19 protein-coding genes are annotated in these 14,268 nt (G+C 49.3%); 18 read left to right on the forward strand and 1 reads right to left on the reverse strand.

Going from position 1 to position 14,268, the window contains the following annotated elements:
- Positions 1–27 precede the first annotated feature (27 nt).
- The gene (locus G340_RS18510; RefSeq protein ID WP_020074089.1) at positions 28–201 is read right to left on the reverse strand and encodes a type II toxin-antitoxin system HicA family toxin; all 174 of its coding nucleotides are present in this window, start codon (positions 199–201) and stop codon (positions 28–30) included.
- Between the two features lie 113 nt (positions 202–314).
- Between G340_RS18510 and G340_RS18035 the strand changes: the two genes are divergently transcribed.
- The 18 genes from G340_RS18035 (at position 315) to G340_RS0113110 (ending at position 14,258) form a co-directional block, all read left to right on the forward strand.
- A complete protein-coding gene (locus G340_RS18035) occupies positions 315–488 on the forward strand; it encodes a hypothetical protein (RefSeq protein ID WP_154653214.1) in 174 nt (57 codons plus the stop codon).
- Positions 472–822: an HNH endonuclease signature motif containing protein gene (locus tag G340_RS18600; protein WP_407635366.1), complete on the forward strand. Its 351-nt coding sequence runs from the start codon at positions 472–474 to the stop codon at positions 820–822. The genes G340_RS18035 and G340_RS18600 overlap by 17 nt, the downstream gene beginning before the upstream one ends.
- A 115-nt stretch (positions 823–937) precedes the next feature.
- On the forward strand, positions 938–1,504 hold the full coding sequence (locus G340_RS16840) for a hypothetical protein (protein WP_154653215.1): 567 nt from the start codon (positions 938–940) through the stop codon (positions 1,502–1,504).
- Entirely contained in the window at positions 1,504–3,084 is a 1,581-nt protein-coding gene (locus tag G340_RS0113035) for a terminase large subunit (protein ID WP_020074092.1), read from the forward strand. The genes G340_RS16840 and G340_RS0113035 overlap by 1 nt, the downstream gene beginning before the upstream one ends.
- A 98-nt stretch (positions 3,085–3,182) precedes the next feature.
- The gene (locus G340_RS16845) at positions 3,183–4,334 is read left to right on the forward strand and encodes a phage portal protein (RefSeq protein ID WP_287540688.1); all 1,152 of its coding nucleotides are present in this window, start codon (positions 3,183–3,185) and stop codon (positions 4,332–4,334) included.
- The gene (locus G340_RS16850) at positions 4,331–5,086 is read left to right on the forward strand and encodes a head maturation protease, ClpP-related (protein ID WP_020074094.1); all 756 of its coding nucleotides are present in this window, start codon (positions 4,331–4,333) and stop codon (positions 5,084–5,086) included. The genes G340_RS16845 and G340_RS16850 overlap by 4 nt, the downstream gene beginning before the upstream one ends.
- A gap of 12 nt (positions 5,087–5,098) precedes the next feature.
- Positions 5,099–6,283 carry a phage major capsid protein gene (locus G340_RS0113050; RefSeq protein ID WP_020074095.1) on the forward strand — a complete coding sequence of 395 codons (1,185 nt, stop codon included), beginning with the start codon at positions 5,099–5,101 and terminating at the stop codon, positions 6,281–6,283.
- Between the two features lie 129 nt (positions 6,284–6,412).
- The gene (locus G340_RS0113060; RefSeq protein WP_154653216.1) at positions 6,413–6,955 is read left to right on the forward strand and encodes a head-tail connector protein; all 543 of its coding nucleotides are present in this window, start codon (positions 6,413–6,415) and stop codon (positions 6,953–6,955) included.
- A complete protein-coding gene (locus G340_RS0113065) occupies positions 6,952–7,563 on the forward strand; it encodes a head-tail adaptor protein (RefSeq protein ID WP_020074098.1) in 612 nt (203 codons plus the stop codon). The genes G340_RS0113060 and G340_RS0113065 overlap by 4 nt, the downstream gene beginning before the upstream one ends.
- Positions 7,550–8,011, forward strand: coding sequence for a hypothetical protein (locus G340_RS0113070; RefSeq protein WP_020074099.1), 462 nt, complete (start codon positions 7,550–7,552; stop codon positions 8,009–8,011). Before G340_RS0113065 ends, G340_RS0113070 begins: the two co-directional genes overlap by 14 nt.
- Positions 8,008–8,460: a phage tail terminator family protein gene (locus G340_RS0113075; RefSeq protein WP_020074100.1), complete on the forward strand. Its 453-nt coding sequence runs from the start codon at positions 8,008–8,010 to the stop codon at positions 8,458–8,460. The genes G340_RS0113070 and G340_RS0113075 overlap by 4 nt, the downstream gene beginning before the upstream one ends.
- A gap of 2 nt (positions 8,461–8,462) precedes the next feature.
- Positions 8,463–9,527 (forward strand): phage tail sheath subtilisin-like domain-containing protein, encoded by a 1,065-nt coding sequence (locus G340_RS0113080; protein ID WP_020074101.1) that lies wholly within the window; start codon positions 8,463–8,465, stop codon positions 9,525–9,527.
- 34 nt (positions 9,528–9,561) lie between these two features.
- Positions 9,562–9,972 carry a phage tail tube protein gene (locus G340_RS0113085; protein ID WP_033402303.1) on the forward strand — a complete coding sequence of 137 codons (411 nt, stop codon included), beginning with the start codon at positions 9,562–9,564 and terminating at the stop codon, positions 9,970–9,972.
- A 2-nt stretch (positions 9,973–9,974) separates the two neighbouring features.
- Positions 9,975–10,349, forward strand: a complete 375-nt coding sequence (locus tag G340_RS0113090) for a phage tail assembly chaperone (RefSeq protein ID WP_020074103.1) — start codon at positions 9,975–9,977, stop codon at positions 10,347–10,349.
- A 14-nt stretch (positions 10,350–10,363) separates the two neighbouring features.
- Positions 10,364–10,501 carry a hypothetical protein gene (locus tag G340_RS18040; protein ID WP_020074104.1) on the forward strand — a complete coding sequence of 46 codons (138 nt, stop codon included), beginning with the start codon at positions 10,364–10,366 and terminating at the stop codon, positions 10,499–10,501.
- Complete coding sequence (locus G340_RS0113100; protein ID WP_020074105.1) at positions 10,491–12,563, forward strand: tape measure protein; 2,073 nt, start codon at positions 10,491–10,493, stop codon at positions 12,561–12,563. Before G340_RS18040 ends, G340_RS0113100 begins: the two co-directional genes overlap by 11 nt.
- 59 nt (positions 12,564–12,622) lie before the next feature.
- Entirely contained in the window at positions 12,623–13,279 is a 657-nt protein-coding gene (locus tag G340_RS0113105) for a LysM peptidoglycan-binding domain-containing protein (protein WP_020074106.1), read from the forward strand.
- A gap of 13 nt (positions 13,280–13,292) precedes the next feature.
- Positions 13,293–14,258 carry an XkdQ/YqbQ family protein gene (locus G340_RS0113110; protein ID WP_020074107.1) on the forward strand — a complete coding sequence of 322 codons (966 nt, stop codon included), beginning with the start codon at positions 13,293–13,295 and terminating at the stop codon, positions 14,256–14,258.
- Positions 14,259–14,268 lie beyond the last annotated feature (10 nt).

Genomic DNA, 14,268 nt, shown 5'->3' on the forward strand with positions numbered 1-14,268 from the left:
CATTTATTTAACCGTCGCGGCGGGGCTTTATTTCAGCCCCTGCCGCTTGATGATAGACTTTGCGAGTAATTCATTGATTTCGGTGTGGCGGGGGATCGGTTCGCTTTGCGTCCCGTTAGTGTAAATGTCGTGGTTTGCACCTTCCCTTATTTTCCACCAACCATTCAGCTCTAACCTTTTTATTAAGTCCCTGCGCTTCATATTGTCTCACCTCATGATTGTATTATACGCATTTAATGCGCATAAGTCAAGCGATTTCAAAAAAATAATTATAAGTATTTAATGCGCATGAAAGAAGATTTGGAGTTGTTAATATGGATTTTAAGCCAAATGCTTTCATTTGTGAAAATGGGCATATCACAAAAATTAGCAGACAAAAGCTGCGCTTTGCAGACGGAATGTGTTGCCCTGTATGTGATGGAAAAGGAAACCTCGTCTGTGTAGGCATTGATTTTGGGGAGTGTAATAAAAATGCCGCAGAGGGTTGAGCGGCCGTGCAGGGCGCATCTTTGCCCAAATACTACAAGCAATAAAAACGGATACTGCGACGAGCATCAGGCATTGGCAGTGGAGTGCCGGGGCAGTGCCTATCATAGAGGATATGATAAGCAATGGGCTAAATTCAGAATCAGGTATTTGCGAGAGCATCCGCTGTGTGTTGATTGTTTGGATAAGCCGCTGCCCGGGGAGCCAGTGCAACCGGCCACCGAGATTCATCACATACAAAAGCTGCGTGATCGGCCGGATTTAAAATATCATCCAGATAATCTGATGGCGCTTTGTCACAAACATCATAGCATTAGGACGGCGAGAGGGGAGTAGCCTGCCACCCTAGGGGGTAGGTAAATCTCTGCAAGATCATGTCAGGAGACCGTCTCAGCCCTCCGCGTGCAGTTTTTTCCCAAAACTAAGAAATTTTAAAATGGGGGTGTCCCGAATGGCGCGACCATCAAAACCGATTGCCCTTGTTGAGGGGCATCGAACCAAGGATGAATTAAAAGCACGACGGGAAGCGGAAGCCGCGATGATCACCGGCGTGCCTATGAAAATGACGGTTGACGTCAAAAAAAATAAAATCGCCGCTGCCGAATTTAAGAGAATGAAAAAACTGCTCGCGTCGATCGGGAAGGATGATGATCTGTATAGCCAGATCATCAATACAAACTGCCTTTTAGTCGCGGAATGCACCGAGATTTTGGACATCCGGGAACAGTTTGTGCAGTCGAAAGAGGAACTTCAGGCGGATTATCGCGACGGACTCACGGGGAACCCGGAGGGCGACGGAATAGCGGCTGCGGAATATTACCGGCTGCTCGCAAAGCTGTCGGACAACATCATCAATTGTGATAAACAGCTCATGGCCAAGCGGAAAATGATCCTCGACATCTCAAAAGAAAACATCATGACGGTGCAGTCCGCTCTGCGCTCCATCCCCAAAAAAGAACAAGAGAAAAAGAAAACCGGAATGGCCGCATTTTTGGGGAACAGGGCGGGTGACGGATAATGCCGTTTGACCGCGAAAAGGCGCGTGAACCTGTCCGTTTTTTAGAGTTGCTGCATCTGACGGATGATTTTTATGGTCAGCCTTTCGTGCCGCTACCATGGGAAAAAGAGGTCATTGAAAATGTGTACGGCACTCTGAACAGTAGAGGATACCGGCAATACACATACGCTTATTTGGAGATCCCGAAGAAAAACGGAAAAACCACCCTTATCGCGGGCCTTGGATTATATCATCTGGTGTGTGATGGTCCCGGAGGGCAGATTTACTGCTGCGCAGCGGACAAATATCAGGCATCATTGTCTTACATGGCAATGATCCAGATGATCAATCAGGATGAGGATCTGCAGGAAATACTACAAGTCCTTGACAGTCAAAAAACCATCAAGAATCGGCAAACAGGAACCTTTTTAAAGGTGCTGTCTGCCGAAGCTTTTAGCAAGCATGGCCTGAATCCGACCGTCGTTATTTTTGACGAGCTGCATGCCCAGCCGAACCGCGATTTGTGGGACGTTATGACTTTCGGCGCCGGTGCGGCCAGAAAAGAAACTCTTTACTGGGTTATCACCACGGCGGGTGATGATCCGGATCGCACGTCGATCGGGTGGGAACAGCACGAATATGCCCGCCGAATCCGCGACGGTGAAATAGAAGATCCATATTGGTATGTCCGCATTTATGGGGCTCCCGAAAATGCGGATATTTTTGACGAAAAAATCTGGTATGAAGTCAATCCATCTTTGGGAGTTTCGATTGACATTGATAAGGTTCGCCTGGAAGCAACGGCAGCGCGGAACAGTCCCGCGGCAGAACGCCTTTTCCGATGGCTGCGCCTGAATCAGTGGAACAAAAACAAGGCCCGCGGATGGCTACCGCTCACCTCATGGGATGCCACAACAGGAAAATGGACCCGAGAGGATCTTCGGGGATGTTACTGTTACGGGGGCCTCGATCTTGCTACCACATGGGACATGAACGGATTCGCTCTGATATTCCCGCCGCAAAAAGGCTGGACAGATTACCGTGTGATTTTTGATGCGTGGATACCCAAGGAGAATATGAAAGAGCGCGTGCGCCGCGATCATGCACCATATGACGAATGGGAGCGGCTAGGGTTTATCCATCCTACCGAAGGGAATGTCACCGATTATTCCAAAATCCGAGAGTCGATTTTAGAATACTCAAAGATGTTTAGAATTCGCGAAATTGGATTTGATACTTATAATGCGACCGAAACGACGCTGATGCTTCAGGCCGCAGGCATCAAAATGGTGCCGGTCGCTCAGACCATCCTCGGAATGTCCCCATCTATGAAGGAGTTGGAAACCATGTTTAAAACCAGCGAAAAGAACGCAAATGAGGACAAGCAACCCTTAATTACCCACGAAGCGCATCCGGCAGCCCGTTGGTGTTTTGGAAATGTTAATATCAGCATGGATGGGAAGGAAAACTACATGCCAATCAAGGACAGCAGAATCGAACGAATTGACATTTTTGTCGCAATGGTTGACGCTATGGCGCGGCTCCTGCCGCACATGGCTAAGCGCAATGTATATTCGGAACGGGGGGCGAGGGCAATTTGAATTTTTTTGGTAGAATAAAAACACTTTTTAAAAATATTTCCACACTTTCGAGAGCAAGTCCGGAGCTGAAATCGGCACTCGGAAGAGTTTTGTCAAAAGTGGGAATCCATATCAATGCTCAAAACGCGCTGAAGGTAACGGCCGTGTTTGCGTGCGTACGACTTTTATCGGAAAATATTGCGTCTCTGCCGTTGTTTTTATATCGCAAAACGGAAACCGGGAAAGAGAAAGCGACTGATCTTCCGCTGTACGGAGTGCTGCACGACGCTCCAAACCCGGAAACTGACAGTTTCCAATTTTGGCAGGCTTTTGTCGCGAATATGCTGGTCTATGGCCGCGGTTACGCTGAGATCGTGAGGAACGGGGCCGGAGAGGTAGTCCAGCTTTGGAACATAACAACTCCATATGTGAAAGTGCAGCGAAACGAGAGCACGAAAGCACTGGAATACGTGGTTACGTCACCCGGAAAAGAACGGTTTGTGCTCCAAAAAGAGCAGGTGTTACGCGTGGACTGGTTTTCCATGGATTCGCTCAACGCTTTCCACCCTCTGGAATTGGCGCAAGATGCGATCGGCTTGGGAATTGCGGCGGAAGAATACGCGTCTAATTATTTTAAAAACGGCGCGAATGTCGGGGGGGTGATCGAATATCCCGGGGAACTTGACGACGATGCTTTTGACCGATTGCAGAAAAGCGTTCGAAATGAATACGAAGGGCTATCTAAATCCGCGCGGCTTCTGTTTTTGGAGCAAGGCTCAAAATTTCAGAAGGTCAGCAACACACCGCAGGAAAGCCAGATGCTGGATACCCGAAAATTTCAGGTAAGGGAAGCGGCGCGGTTTTATAACGTGCCGCCCCATATGATCGGGGACTTGGAGCAGGCCACATTTTCTAACATTGAACAGATGTCACTGAATTTTGTGATCTATACCCTGCGTCCCTATCTGGTACGCATCGAAAGGGCGATCATCGCGCAGCTGCTCACAAAAATTGATCGCAAGAACCTATTCTCCAAGTTTTCCGTGGACGCGCTTCTGCGCGGAGATTATAAATCACGAATGGAGGGGTACGCGCTCGCGCGCCAGAACGGATGGATGTCTGCAAATGATATTCGTAATCTGGAGGATGAGGACAGTATTCCGGTGGAGGAAGGCGGCGACGCTTATTTAGCAAACGGAAACCTGCGCAGCCTGAAACAGCTTATGAACGCATCTGCGGAGTCCGCGAAGAATGGAGGTGAAAACAAGTGAGTTTAGAGGTAAAAGGATACATTGTATCGGACGATGACCAATGGATTTATGATTGGTTTGGGATTGGAACAACGGCTCCGCAGAACATTAGAGCAGCAATCGCGGAAGCCAACGGGGAACCGCTGGAGGTGGAAATATCGACTTGCTATGGCGGGGACGTGTTCGCCGGGTCTACCATTTATTCGCTCCTCCGTGGTTATCAGGGAGGGGTGAAAATTTATATTACCGGTTTGGCCGCATCCGCCGCGTCGGTAATTGCCATGGCCGGCCCGTCTGAAATGTCACCTACCGCACAACTGATGGTGCACCGGGTGTCTACCATGGCGCAGGGAAATCATCACGCTATGGATACGGTATCATCCAGTTTGCAGGAAGCCGACAAGTCAATCGCGGCGGCCTACGTTGCAAAATCGGGAATGCCTGAAAAGGACGCCCTGAAACTGATGGACGCGGAAACGTGGATTACCGCCGCCCGCGCAGTAGAGCTGGGGCTCGTGGATAAAATCTCCGCCGCAGCGGTACCGCGGCTGGTCAATGCGGCTTATGGATTGCCGATCCCGCCCGAGGTTATGGACAAAACCAGAGCAATGCTGGCGGAACAAAAAGCAAAGCACGGGGAGAACCCGCCGAAGCCAGAAGAAAAGGAAGCGCCGCCGGACGTAAAGGACGAGGCTCCGCCCACTTCCACCGCACAGGCGGTATTGATTGCCCGCGCAAAGTTGAATCTGACCGAAAAAATATTATTTTTATAAAGGAGAATGAACATGACTTTGACTGAAAAAAGACAAAAAGTAGCCGCCCTGGTTGCGGAAGCCAGAAAATACCTCGACGCTGGGGATATGGATGCCTACAACAAAGCCGATGCGGACATTGACTCTCTTTCCGCTGAGATTAAGGCGGAAGAAAAGCAGAAGGAGCGGGAAAACGCATTAAAGCAGATCCCGGAGCCCGCGCAGTCTCAGCCTATCCCGCAGGATTCCGCCCCGAAAAAGAAAATCACAGAAACCCCCGAGTATAAGGATGCGTTTTTCCGCGCGGTGCGCGAAGGAAAATCCGCTGTCACTGCCGCTGATCGCAAACTGTTTCAGAACGTTATGCAGACCGAGCCGGACGCGACGGGCGGATTTTTGGTAATGCCGGAGGAACTGGAATCTTCCGTTCGCGCATTGATGGCAAAAAGCGTGGTAATGCGCCGTTTGGCAAACATTCTGACAATGACAGCGGACAGAAAAATCGTTCTGGCGGCTTCCTATGGGGCGGCTGAGTGGATTCCGGAAAGCGGAGCATACCCGAAGGTTGACGATACCTATGATACTGTAACCATCGGCAATCACAAACTTGGAAAAATCATTCTGGTATCGGAGGAGTTGCTTCACGACTCCGAATTTGATCTGAGTGGTCTGATTTCTACCAGCTTTTCCAGAGTTTTCTCAGAGGGAGAAGAAGCGGCATTTTTGACCGGAAACGGCGTCGGAAAACCGAAGGGTGTACTGGTTGATGCGCAGACTGGCGTCACCACGGCAGCCGCAACGGCAATCACTGCGGATGAACTGCTGGATCTGTTTTACGCTCTGAAATCCGGATACCGGAAAAAAGCTACCTTTTTGATGGGGGACAGCACAGAAAAGGTGCTGCGCAAGCTCAAAAATGCGACCACCGGAGATTATATGTGGCAGCCGGGCCTGACCGCTGGACAGCCGAATACTCTGCTTGGCCGCCCGGTAGAAATCTCTGATTTTATGCCCGCCGTAGCCGCGGACGCAAAAGCGATTGCTTTCGGCGATTTTAGCCAGTATACGATCAAAGACACGCTCGGAATGCAGATGCAAGTGCTCGATCAGCTCTATGCCGAAAACGGGCAGGTGGGATTTAAGGGCAACGAGCGTACTGATGGCCGGCTGATTGTACCGGAGGCTGTACAGGTGTTGAAAATGAAAGCTGGTGCATAATGAACATAAAAATTCTGAAAAGCTGCGCAGGAATCAAATTTTCGTTTTTTGCCGGTGATGTTGTGGATGTTGAAAACATCACCGCAAAGGATTTGATTCAGGCCGGGTTTGCAGAGGAGGTAAAGCTCAGTGGTAAAGGTGATAATTCCGCCGGAAAGAGAGCCGGTAGAAGTTGATGAACTGCGGCAGTGGATGCAGTGCGCGCCTATCACGCCGGAGCAGGAACCGCTGGCCACCGCCATGCTAAAAGCTGGCCGGGAAGAAGCCGAAGCACACCAGAACGCTGCATACTGCGAGCAAACGTTACAGATAGCGCCTGACAATCTGTCCGGCGCTATTGTTTTGCCCCGCCCGCCGTTCAGAAAGTTGGTAAGTGTCATCTGTTACTCACAGGATGGAGGCCAGACAGACATAACCGATCTTGTTTCGGTGGATAATGTGGCTTTTCCGGCGGAACTGCACTTGAAGGAAGGGGTAGCGATTCCTTATCCACTCCGTAAAGAAAATCCTATTTTAATTACCTATTCTGCCGGATACGATGAAGTTCCAGAACGGGTCCGGCACGCAATACTGATTTATGCTACCTGGGCATGGCTACATCGCAGTGGCAATGAACCTCTACCTATTGCATTTTATAATCTGTTGCGTAAAAGGCGGGTGGTTCCGGTATGATTGATCCCGGAGAACTCAACGAGCAGATAGAGATTTTGGAGGTACACCTAAACGGTACGGAATATGAATGGGCAAAGGTAGCCACGACATGGGCAAAGGCAGAAACGGCAAAGACAAGAGATCGCAAAAATCTGTTTTCTTCTGTTGGTATCGGCGCCAAGTCAATTACGTTCATGATCTGGAAGCAAAATTTAACCTTGCACAATGCTGTGCGGTGGCGCGGGAAATTTTGTTTTCTGACAAGCATTGATGATGCTGACTGCTCGTTTTATGAGGTGACTACCGCACTAATCGAACCGATTACCTGCGCCGTTACCCATATTACAACGACAAAAAATGAACTGAAAAACCCGGTGGCCGTAAAAAGCGAAACCATCACCTTCCCGGCGGTGCTCACGGAAAAATATCTCGGATTTGAGCAGCGCGAGCCGCAGGCCGTCACCGAAACTACCTATGTACTTGTCACGCCGAAAGTGATTGAGCTGTCGATTTCCGATCTGGTGGATGTGGCCGGCAAAAAGTATTGTGTGCAGGTGGCTCACACACTGGACGAATACAAAAACGAGTATGAGGTATACCGGAAGGGGGAACCCGATGCAAAGCATTAATCTGTCTGCTCTTGATGGACTGACGAAAGATCTTGATGCCATGCTGAAAAAGATGCCGGAGAAAAACCGCGCGCTGCATGAAGAACTGGCCGAGCTCGCTAAGTCGGAAGTTGATGCGCAGATTGCCGCGTCGGGAGTCAACGACAGCAGCGGGAAAATTAAAGGCTGGCAAGAGCCGCACGTTGGCAGCCGCGGAGGATATGCGGCGGTGCGGGCAAGTGATGCCGAAACCGGCGACAACAGCCCCGGCGCGATCACAAACTATCTGGGGAGCGGCCATAAAATCCGGCGCCCCGGTGGAAGGTCGAAGCGGTACCGTCCAGCGATCAAAAAACCTTATGTCGATGGCCGGCACTTTTACCAGAAAGCTCAGACAACGATGGAATCAAAGGCAATTGATGTCGGGAACCGGTTTGCAGATGATTTAGCAAAGGAGCTGGGCGGATGATTACACCGGAGCAGATCGAAATCGAAGTCAACCGCATGTTGGCCGTGCGATTTTCTGAGGTGCAAACCATTTACCGCAACCGGTACCCGCAAGCCTTTGACCGGCCGAGTTTTTTAATCGAAACAGTGAAGTTTGATATCGACGCAGCAAACCGGAAAACGGTGCGCTGCGTCGATTATCTTACCATCACATGCTTTGTGGAGGTGGACGAATACGAGAACGCTCCAGACGGCGCCTTGCTTGCGGCACAAAGTGCCGTTATGCAGCTTTTCCGCCCGGGATTTATCCGTGTCGGGGATCGCGCATTGAAAGTTAAGGCCAGCACCGGCGGCGCAGATTTCGATCGGTCATATGTTGAACTGCAGCTCGAATTTTTTGATGATCGTACAGACGAGCAGGACACCGCCCCGCTCATGGAAGAATTTGATATTGAAACGGAGGTAACGTGAATATGGGTATGCCAAGTTTGGACATTACCTTTAAAAATGTGGCCAGTACGGCCGCACGCAGGCTGCAGCGTGGAATCGTTGCGGTAATTTTGCTGGATTCCGCTGCGCAGGGAGAGCATATTTTGATGGATGCCGGAGATATCCCGACCACACTGAGCGCTGTCAATCAGGCGTATTTGACCAGTGCTTTTGTCGGGTATGTCAATACACCAAGCAAAATTTATGCTTATGTGCTACCGACAGACGCAGAGGATCTTTCCGCAGCGCTGAGTTACTTTGAAACGCAGAAAATCAACTATGTGGCCGGGCCGCCCAGTTGCACAACGGAGCAGGCGACCGAGATCAAAAACTGGATTATCGCCCAGAGAGCCAGTAAAAGATACCCAAAAGCCGTCCTGCCGGACACGGCGGCAGATAATGAGGGAATCATCAACTTTACCACAGACGAGATCAAAGCAGGTACGCAGGAGTATACCACCGCCGGGTATTGCGGCAGAATGGCCGGATTGATTGCCGGAACTCCTGCGGCCATTTCCTGCACTTATGCGGTGCTGCCGGAAGTAACCGACGTAAAAAGGCTGACGGATGCGGAAATGGATGCTGCTGTTGACCGCGGCGAGCTGATTATTTTCCATGACGGGGAAAAGGTGAAGGTTGGGCGCGGTGTTAATAGCCTGACCACCACGACGGACACCAAGCAGGATCCGTGGAAGAAAATCAAAATCGTGGAAACGATCGATATGATTCGCGACGATCTGCGCCTGCTGACGCAGGACAATTATTTCGGTAAGTACAGCAACATTTATGATCACAAATGCCTGCTGATTACCGCAATTTCGACTTACTTTGCACAACTTGAAGCGGAGGGGATTCTTCGTGCCGGCGAATCCAGCGTTGAAATCAACATGGAAAAGCAGCGTCAGTATTTGAAGAATAAGGGTGTAGACGTTACCAATATGACCGATCAGGAAATCAAGGTAGCCGATACCGGTACAAAGGTGTTCCTTGCCGGAAAAATCGGCATTCCTGATACTATGGAGGATGTCGAACTGGATATTGAATTTTAAGGGGTGAAAACAGATGGATAGCGCAAAAAGAATTATGTCCGGCACCTGGGGTGAGGTGTGGCTGGATGGCGATTATGTTGGAGAGTGCTATAAGTGCCAAGCAAAATGGTCTGTCAACAAAGACGAGATTTCTCTGGCGGGGCAAATGGCAGTCGATACAAAAGCGAAAAGCATCAAAGGAACCGGATCTATTGGGTTGCATAAGGTATCAAGCCGCATGGCGACGAAAATTGGCGATGCAATCCAAAGCGGGAAGGACCTTCGTTTTACACTTATCTCGAAGTTGGACGATCCTGATGCAAATGGAGCAGAACGTATAGCGTATTACAATGTGTCGTTCGATGATCTGACTTTGGCCGATTGGGAGGTTGCGGTTATCGGAAAAGTGGAATGCCCGTTTACTTTTACCAAGAGTAAATTATTAGATGCAGCGGAGGACAGATAAATATGAACACTTTGGATTTGCTTTTGAATATGGATGTGCCGGAAACGCCCCGTAAATCAGTGAAGATCCGCAGATTGAGCAAACTGGCCGGGGGCGATGTGGTGTTTGAGCTGCGAGGATTGACGTACAGCCGAGCTGCAGAGATCACCAAACAGCATCCGGAAGAAACCAATGTGCATATTCTTCTGGCCGGGGTGGTATCGCCAGACTTTAAATCCTCGGAGCTGGCCGAAAAGTACAGCGCGGCCACACCGGCGGAGCTGGTGAAAAAGATGTTGCTCCCCGGTGAGGTGGAGGACATTTCCCGCCAGATCGAGAAATTGAGCGGGTACCGAACCGACACGCTGGAAGAAATCGAGGAAATTAAAAAAAAATAGACACAGATCCGGAAATGAATCTGCTGTACTATCTTTTTCGAGATTGGAAGATGATGCCCGGTGACTACTACCACAAGCCGGCCGGTGAAAAACTGATGATCCGGGCATTCTTTTCCCGGTATGCAGAGGAGTTGAAGAACAATGGGCCGTGAAATTAGTATTGCTATTGTGGCGAGAGAAACAGTTTCAACAACTATGAATACCATTTCGCAGTCTGGGAAGTCGCTTAATAAAGACTTGGAAGAAACAGGCCGTGAAGTACAAAATTTGCAAAAAAGAATGGATGCGCTTGCTGCCAACAAAAGCAAGGTACAAGCAAATCTTGATTCAATTTCTCAGGAACTAAAAAAGGCCAAAAAGACTCTTGCCGAAACTAATGATGAAGCCAGTAAAGTTAGACTGGAAAACGTATATAAAGAGTATAATTCCGCTCAGATAGCAGTAAAACAATACTCTAAGGCTATTTCAGAAACTCAAACTCAAATGAGTAAGTTAGAAAATCGCGCGGGAGTCACTGGTTTGAGTGGGAGCAAACAAAGCGAAATGCTGAGTACGCTGGCGAACGCCGGGCTTTTTAAAATGGCCGGTGACAGCCTTTCTGGGCTAGCCGGGGTGGCGGTTTCAAGCGCACTTGGTAACACCATCGGCGGAGCGATTCAAAGCACACTCAGCGGAGCGGCTACCGGTGCGGCGATGGGGAGCCTTGCGGGACTTCCGGGGATGGCTGTTGGCGCAGGAGTTGGCGCGGTGTCCGGATTGGTGAACTCTGCTGCCGGAATTTTTTCTTCCCAAGATGAAGCCTTTAAAGGTGCGGTACAGGACAGCTATAACACGGTAAAAGCAGATGAAGAGAATACACTGACACGCGGCATAACGATTGCGGGGCAACGAGAGCAGGATCAAATTGCTTTTTCCCAAAGGCTTGGAAGCGATGAAGCCGCCGAGGAATATTTGGATAAAACAAAAGCGATGGCAACGAAAACCAACTATTCCTATGATGACATCACCGGATATTCTAAAAGTTTGCTGAACAGTTATAAGCCGGATGAGGTATTTAAAGTTCTTCAAACGCTTTCCGATGCAAGCGGCGGCTTGAATCTTGACAGCCAAGGGGTAAATATGTTTATTTCGGGGCTATCTCGAATGAGAACCACAGGAAAAGCGACGCAGGAATATTTAAATTACTTTTCAGAGCGAGGGCTTGACGTTTATAAGGCGCTTAGCAACGCCACCGGAGCGGACGAAAGCAAAATAGCCGGAATGGTGACAAAAGGTGATATTTCAGGCAATACAGCCGCGCAGGCGATTATAGATTATATCAATGAAACTTTCGGCGGGTTATCAGAAAAACAGTCGACCACTTATAATGCTATGGTAGATAATCTGCAAGACCTTCAAAACGAAATGGATGCCGCTATGGGGGAAGGTTTCACGGAAGAACGCAAAAAAGGATTGACGGCCCAGCAGGACTGGCTATCTGGAAAAGATGGGGATAAAATGTCAGATGCTTACTCCATGATAGGGTCGTGGAAAGCGGATCTTGAAAACACAAGGGAAAAAATGATCCGAGACTCAATGAATAAAGCTATGAATGAAGATCCTGAGTTCCAAAAAGCAAAATCTGAAAATGATCGGGCTAAAATGGGAGAAATACTTGCCAAAGCACAGGTGGATGGCGAAAACGAATACAGAAAAACTGCGGGATATAAATTACAGGTGGATACTGAAAAAAGTTTAGTATCTGGAATCCGAGAAAGTATGATTCAGGACGGCGTATATAAAACATATGGATATGATATGGAACAGGAATTTACCAAAGGGTTTGGGGAAAAGTATGCGCAAGATATGTCAACTATTCTATCCCAAATATATCAGCCGGAAAATGCATTGCCAAAAGCTAAAACACCCACACTTGAAGAATCGGAACAAACTCGAATGGATGGCCTGGTTGGGTGGTCACAATCATTATTTGGGAATAAGTCAAAATCCGCAGGGAAAGCCTTTGGCATGGCCCGCGTGCCGTACAACGATTTCCCCGCTATGCTCCATGAAGGGGAGCGGGTGCTGACGGCCAGCGAAGCCAGAGCGCAAAAAACCGCACCTACTATTCATGTTACGGTAACCGGGAATGTCATAAAAGATGAAGCAGACGAAGATAGAATCGCACAAAAAATTGTAACGAAAATTTTGAACGCAATGCAAATCACAAATTAAGCGCCCGCCACCCGGCCGGCGCTTTTGTTATGCCAAAAATTCACGGGGAGGCGGTGCCTATGCTCCGAAAAATAATTTTTAAGTACAATAATGCCGGGTATGATAACGAGCTGATTCTGCCGGTTACTCCGGAAAGCTTTGAGGTGTCGCACGGAATCAACATCGAAACCGTGAATATCCATGCGTTGGGGGATGTGAATATAGCCGGGTATCCAACGCTGGCGACTGTCAGCATCAGTTGCATGTTCCCCGCGCAGCAGTATCCGTTTGTGGTGGGGCCGTTTAACCCTGACCCGTATGTGTTTACCCGTGCGTTTGAGCAGTGGGCAGATACAAGGTTGGTAGTGCGTTTGGTGGTAACCGATACGTCGATTAATATACCGGTGCTGGTGGAAAGCATATCCTACGGCGAAAAGGACGGTACCAACGACGTTTATTCCACCATCAGCCTGCGGGAATACCGGGAAATGATGTTGGTAAAAAAGCAGACGGCCCCGGCGGCGCAGCTGCGAAGCAGCCCAAAAGCTTCCCCAGCCACCGCCTGCGGAGCGGTAAGCTACACAGTAAAAAGAGGGGACACTCTCAGCGCGATCTGCCGGAAGTATTATCAGAATGTGCCACTGTACCCAAAACTGGCAAAGTTAAATGGCATCAAAAACCCAAATCTGATTTTTCCGGGGCAGGTGCTGAAAATACCCGCGAAAAATCAATTGTAGAGAGGGATTGTCTATGCTCCGCTTGCTTGTAAATGGGATCGACGTTATCAATCTGGCCCCTACCGTAACATGGTCCGGTGATTACCTGCAATGTTCCCGCACGATCGAATTTGGAGCGGCTACGTCGCCCACCGATCAGCGGATACCGGTCATAAACTGCCCGCTGGGTGCTGCAGTGCAGCTCCTGCAGGATAACACCTTGCTGTTTGACGGCTTTGTATTTGGGCGGGATAAAGCCACAAACAGCAGCGTGATGGACATTACCTGCTTTGATCGTGGAATTTATATCAAGCGCAACGAAAAATCGTACAAGTTTAAAAACTCCACACCGGAAGCAGCCACGAAGCGAATCTGCGCGGATTTTGGAATCCCGGTCGGGGACATCGTATCCACCGGATACGGTCTGACCCGGAATTTCCCGCAGGAGAAGCTTTATGACATTATCCAGACGGCCTACACTCTGGCATCTGCCAAAACCAAGAAAAAATATCAGGTGGGATTTCGCGGAACAAAGCTCTGCGTGTGGGAAAAATCCGCCATACTAAACGCGCCGCAGATTGCGTCCGGCGTGAATCTCATGGATGCCGCCACCTCAGAGAGCATCCAAAACATGGTGAATCAGGTTGCGATTTACGACAAGAACGATAATCTGGTGAAAACGGTCAAAAATGCTGAACTGGTGAAGCTGTACGGGGTGATGCAATCCGCTATCAAGCAGGCCGACGGAGAGGACACCGCCGCCAAAGCCCAGAAACTGATGGATGATAATGGAGTGGAGCAAAAAATAACCGTGAACTGCCTGGGAGATACCCGTTTCATCACCGGCACGTCTGTTGTTGTGCAAGAGCCATACTCCGGCCTGAAAGGGCTGTTTTACATTGACAGCGACACACACAGTTGGAAAAACGGTGTATACACAAATAAGCTGGTGCTAAATTTTCGCGCGATGATGGACGAAAAGCAATCCGGCAGCGCATAAGGAGGGATCT

Origin of the sequence: Faecalispora sporosphaeroides DSM 1294, from assembly GCA_000383295.1 — a bacterium.
GTDB classification, from domain to species: Bacteria; Bacillota; Clostridia; order Oscillospirales; family Acutalibacteraceae; genus Faecalispora; species Faecalispora sporosphaeroides.

What these genes read in the sequence shown, in the direction of transcription:
- G340_RS0113110 (WP_020074107.1), top strand. Translation starts at nt 13,293, where the DNA reads ATGCTCCGCTTGCTTGTAAATGGGATCGACGTTATCAATCTGGCCCCT.
- G340_RS0113035 (WP_020074092.1), top strand. Translation starts at nt 1,504, where the DNA reads ATGCCGTTTGACCGCGAAAAGGCGCGTGAACCTGTCCGTTTTTTAGAG.
- G340_RS18040 (WP_020074104.1), top strand. Translation starts at nt 10,364, where the DNA reads ATGAATCTGCTGTACTATCTTTTTCGAGATTGGAAGATGATGCCCGGT.
- G340_RS0113080 (WP_020074101.1), top strand. Translation starts at nt 8,463, where the DNA reads ATGGGTATGCCAAGTTTGGACATTACCTTTAAAAATGTGGCCAGTACG.
- G340_RS18510 (WP_020074089.1), bottom strand. Translation starts at nt 201, where the DNA reads ATGAAGCGCAGGGACTTAATAAAAAGGTTAGAGCTGAATGGTTGGTGG.
- G340_RS18600 (WP_407635366.1), top strand. Translation starts at nt 472, where the DNA reads ATGCCGCAGAGGGTTGAGCGGCCGTGCAGGGCGCATCTTTGCCCAAAT.
- G340_RS0113050 (WP_020074095.1), top strand. Translation starts at nt 5,099, where the DNA reads ATGACTTTGACTGAAAAAAGACAAAAAGTAGCCGCCCTGGTTGCGGAA.
- G340_RS16840 (WP_154653215.1), top strand. Translation starts at nt 938, where the DNA reads ATGGCGCGACCATCAAAACCGATTGCCCTTGTTGAGGGGCATCGAACC.
- G340_RS0113075 (WP_020074100.1), top strand. Translation starts at nt 8,008, where the DNA reads ATGATTACACCGGAGCAGATCGAAATCGAAGTCAACCGCATGTTGGCC.
- G340_RS0113085 (WP_033402303.1), top strand. Translation starts at nt 9,562, where the DNA reads ATGTCCGGCACCTGGGGTGAGGTGTGGCTGGATGGCGATTATGTTGGA.
- G340_RS0113065 (WP_020074098.1), top strand. Translation starts at nt 6,952, where the DNA reads ATGATTGATCCCGGAGAACTCAACGAGCAGATAGAGATTTTGGAGGTA.
- G340_RS0113100 (WP_020074105.1), top strand. Translation starts at nt 10,491, where the DNA reads ATGGGCCGTGAAATTAGTATTGCTATTGTGGCGAGAGAAACAGTTTCA.
- G340_RS0113090 (WP_020074103.1), top strand. Translation starts at nt 9,975, where the DNA reads ATGAACACTTTGGATTTGCTTTTGAATATGGATGTGCCGGAAACGCCC.
- G340_RS0113070 (WP_020074099.1), top strand. Translation starts at nt 7,550, where the DNA reads ATGCAAAGCATTAATCTGTCTGCTCTTGATGGACTGACGAAAGATCTT.
- G340_RS0113105 (WP_020074106.1), top strand. Translation starts at nt 12,623, where the DNA reads ATGCTCCGAAAAATAATTTTTAAGTACAATAATGCCGGGTATGATAAC.
- G340_RS18035 (WP_154653214.1), top strand. Translation starts at nt 315, where the DNA reads ATGGATTTTAAGCCAAATGCTTTCATTTGTGAAAATGGGCATATCACA.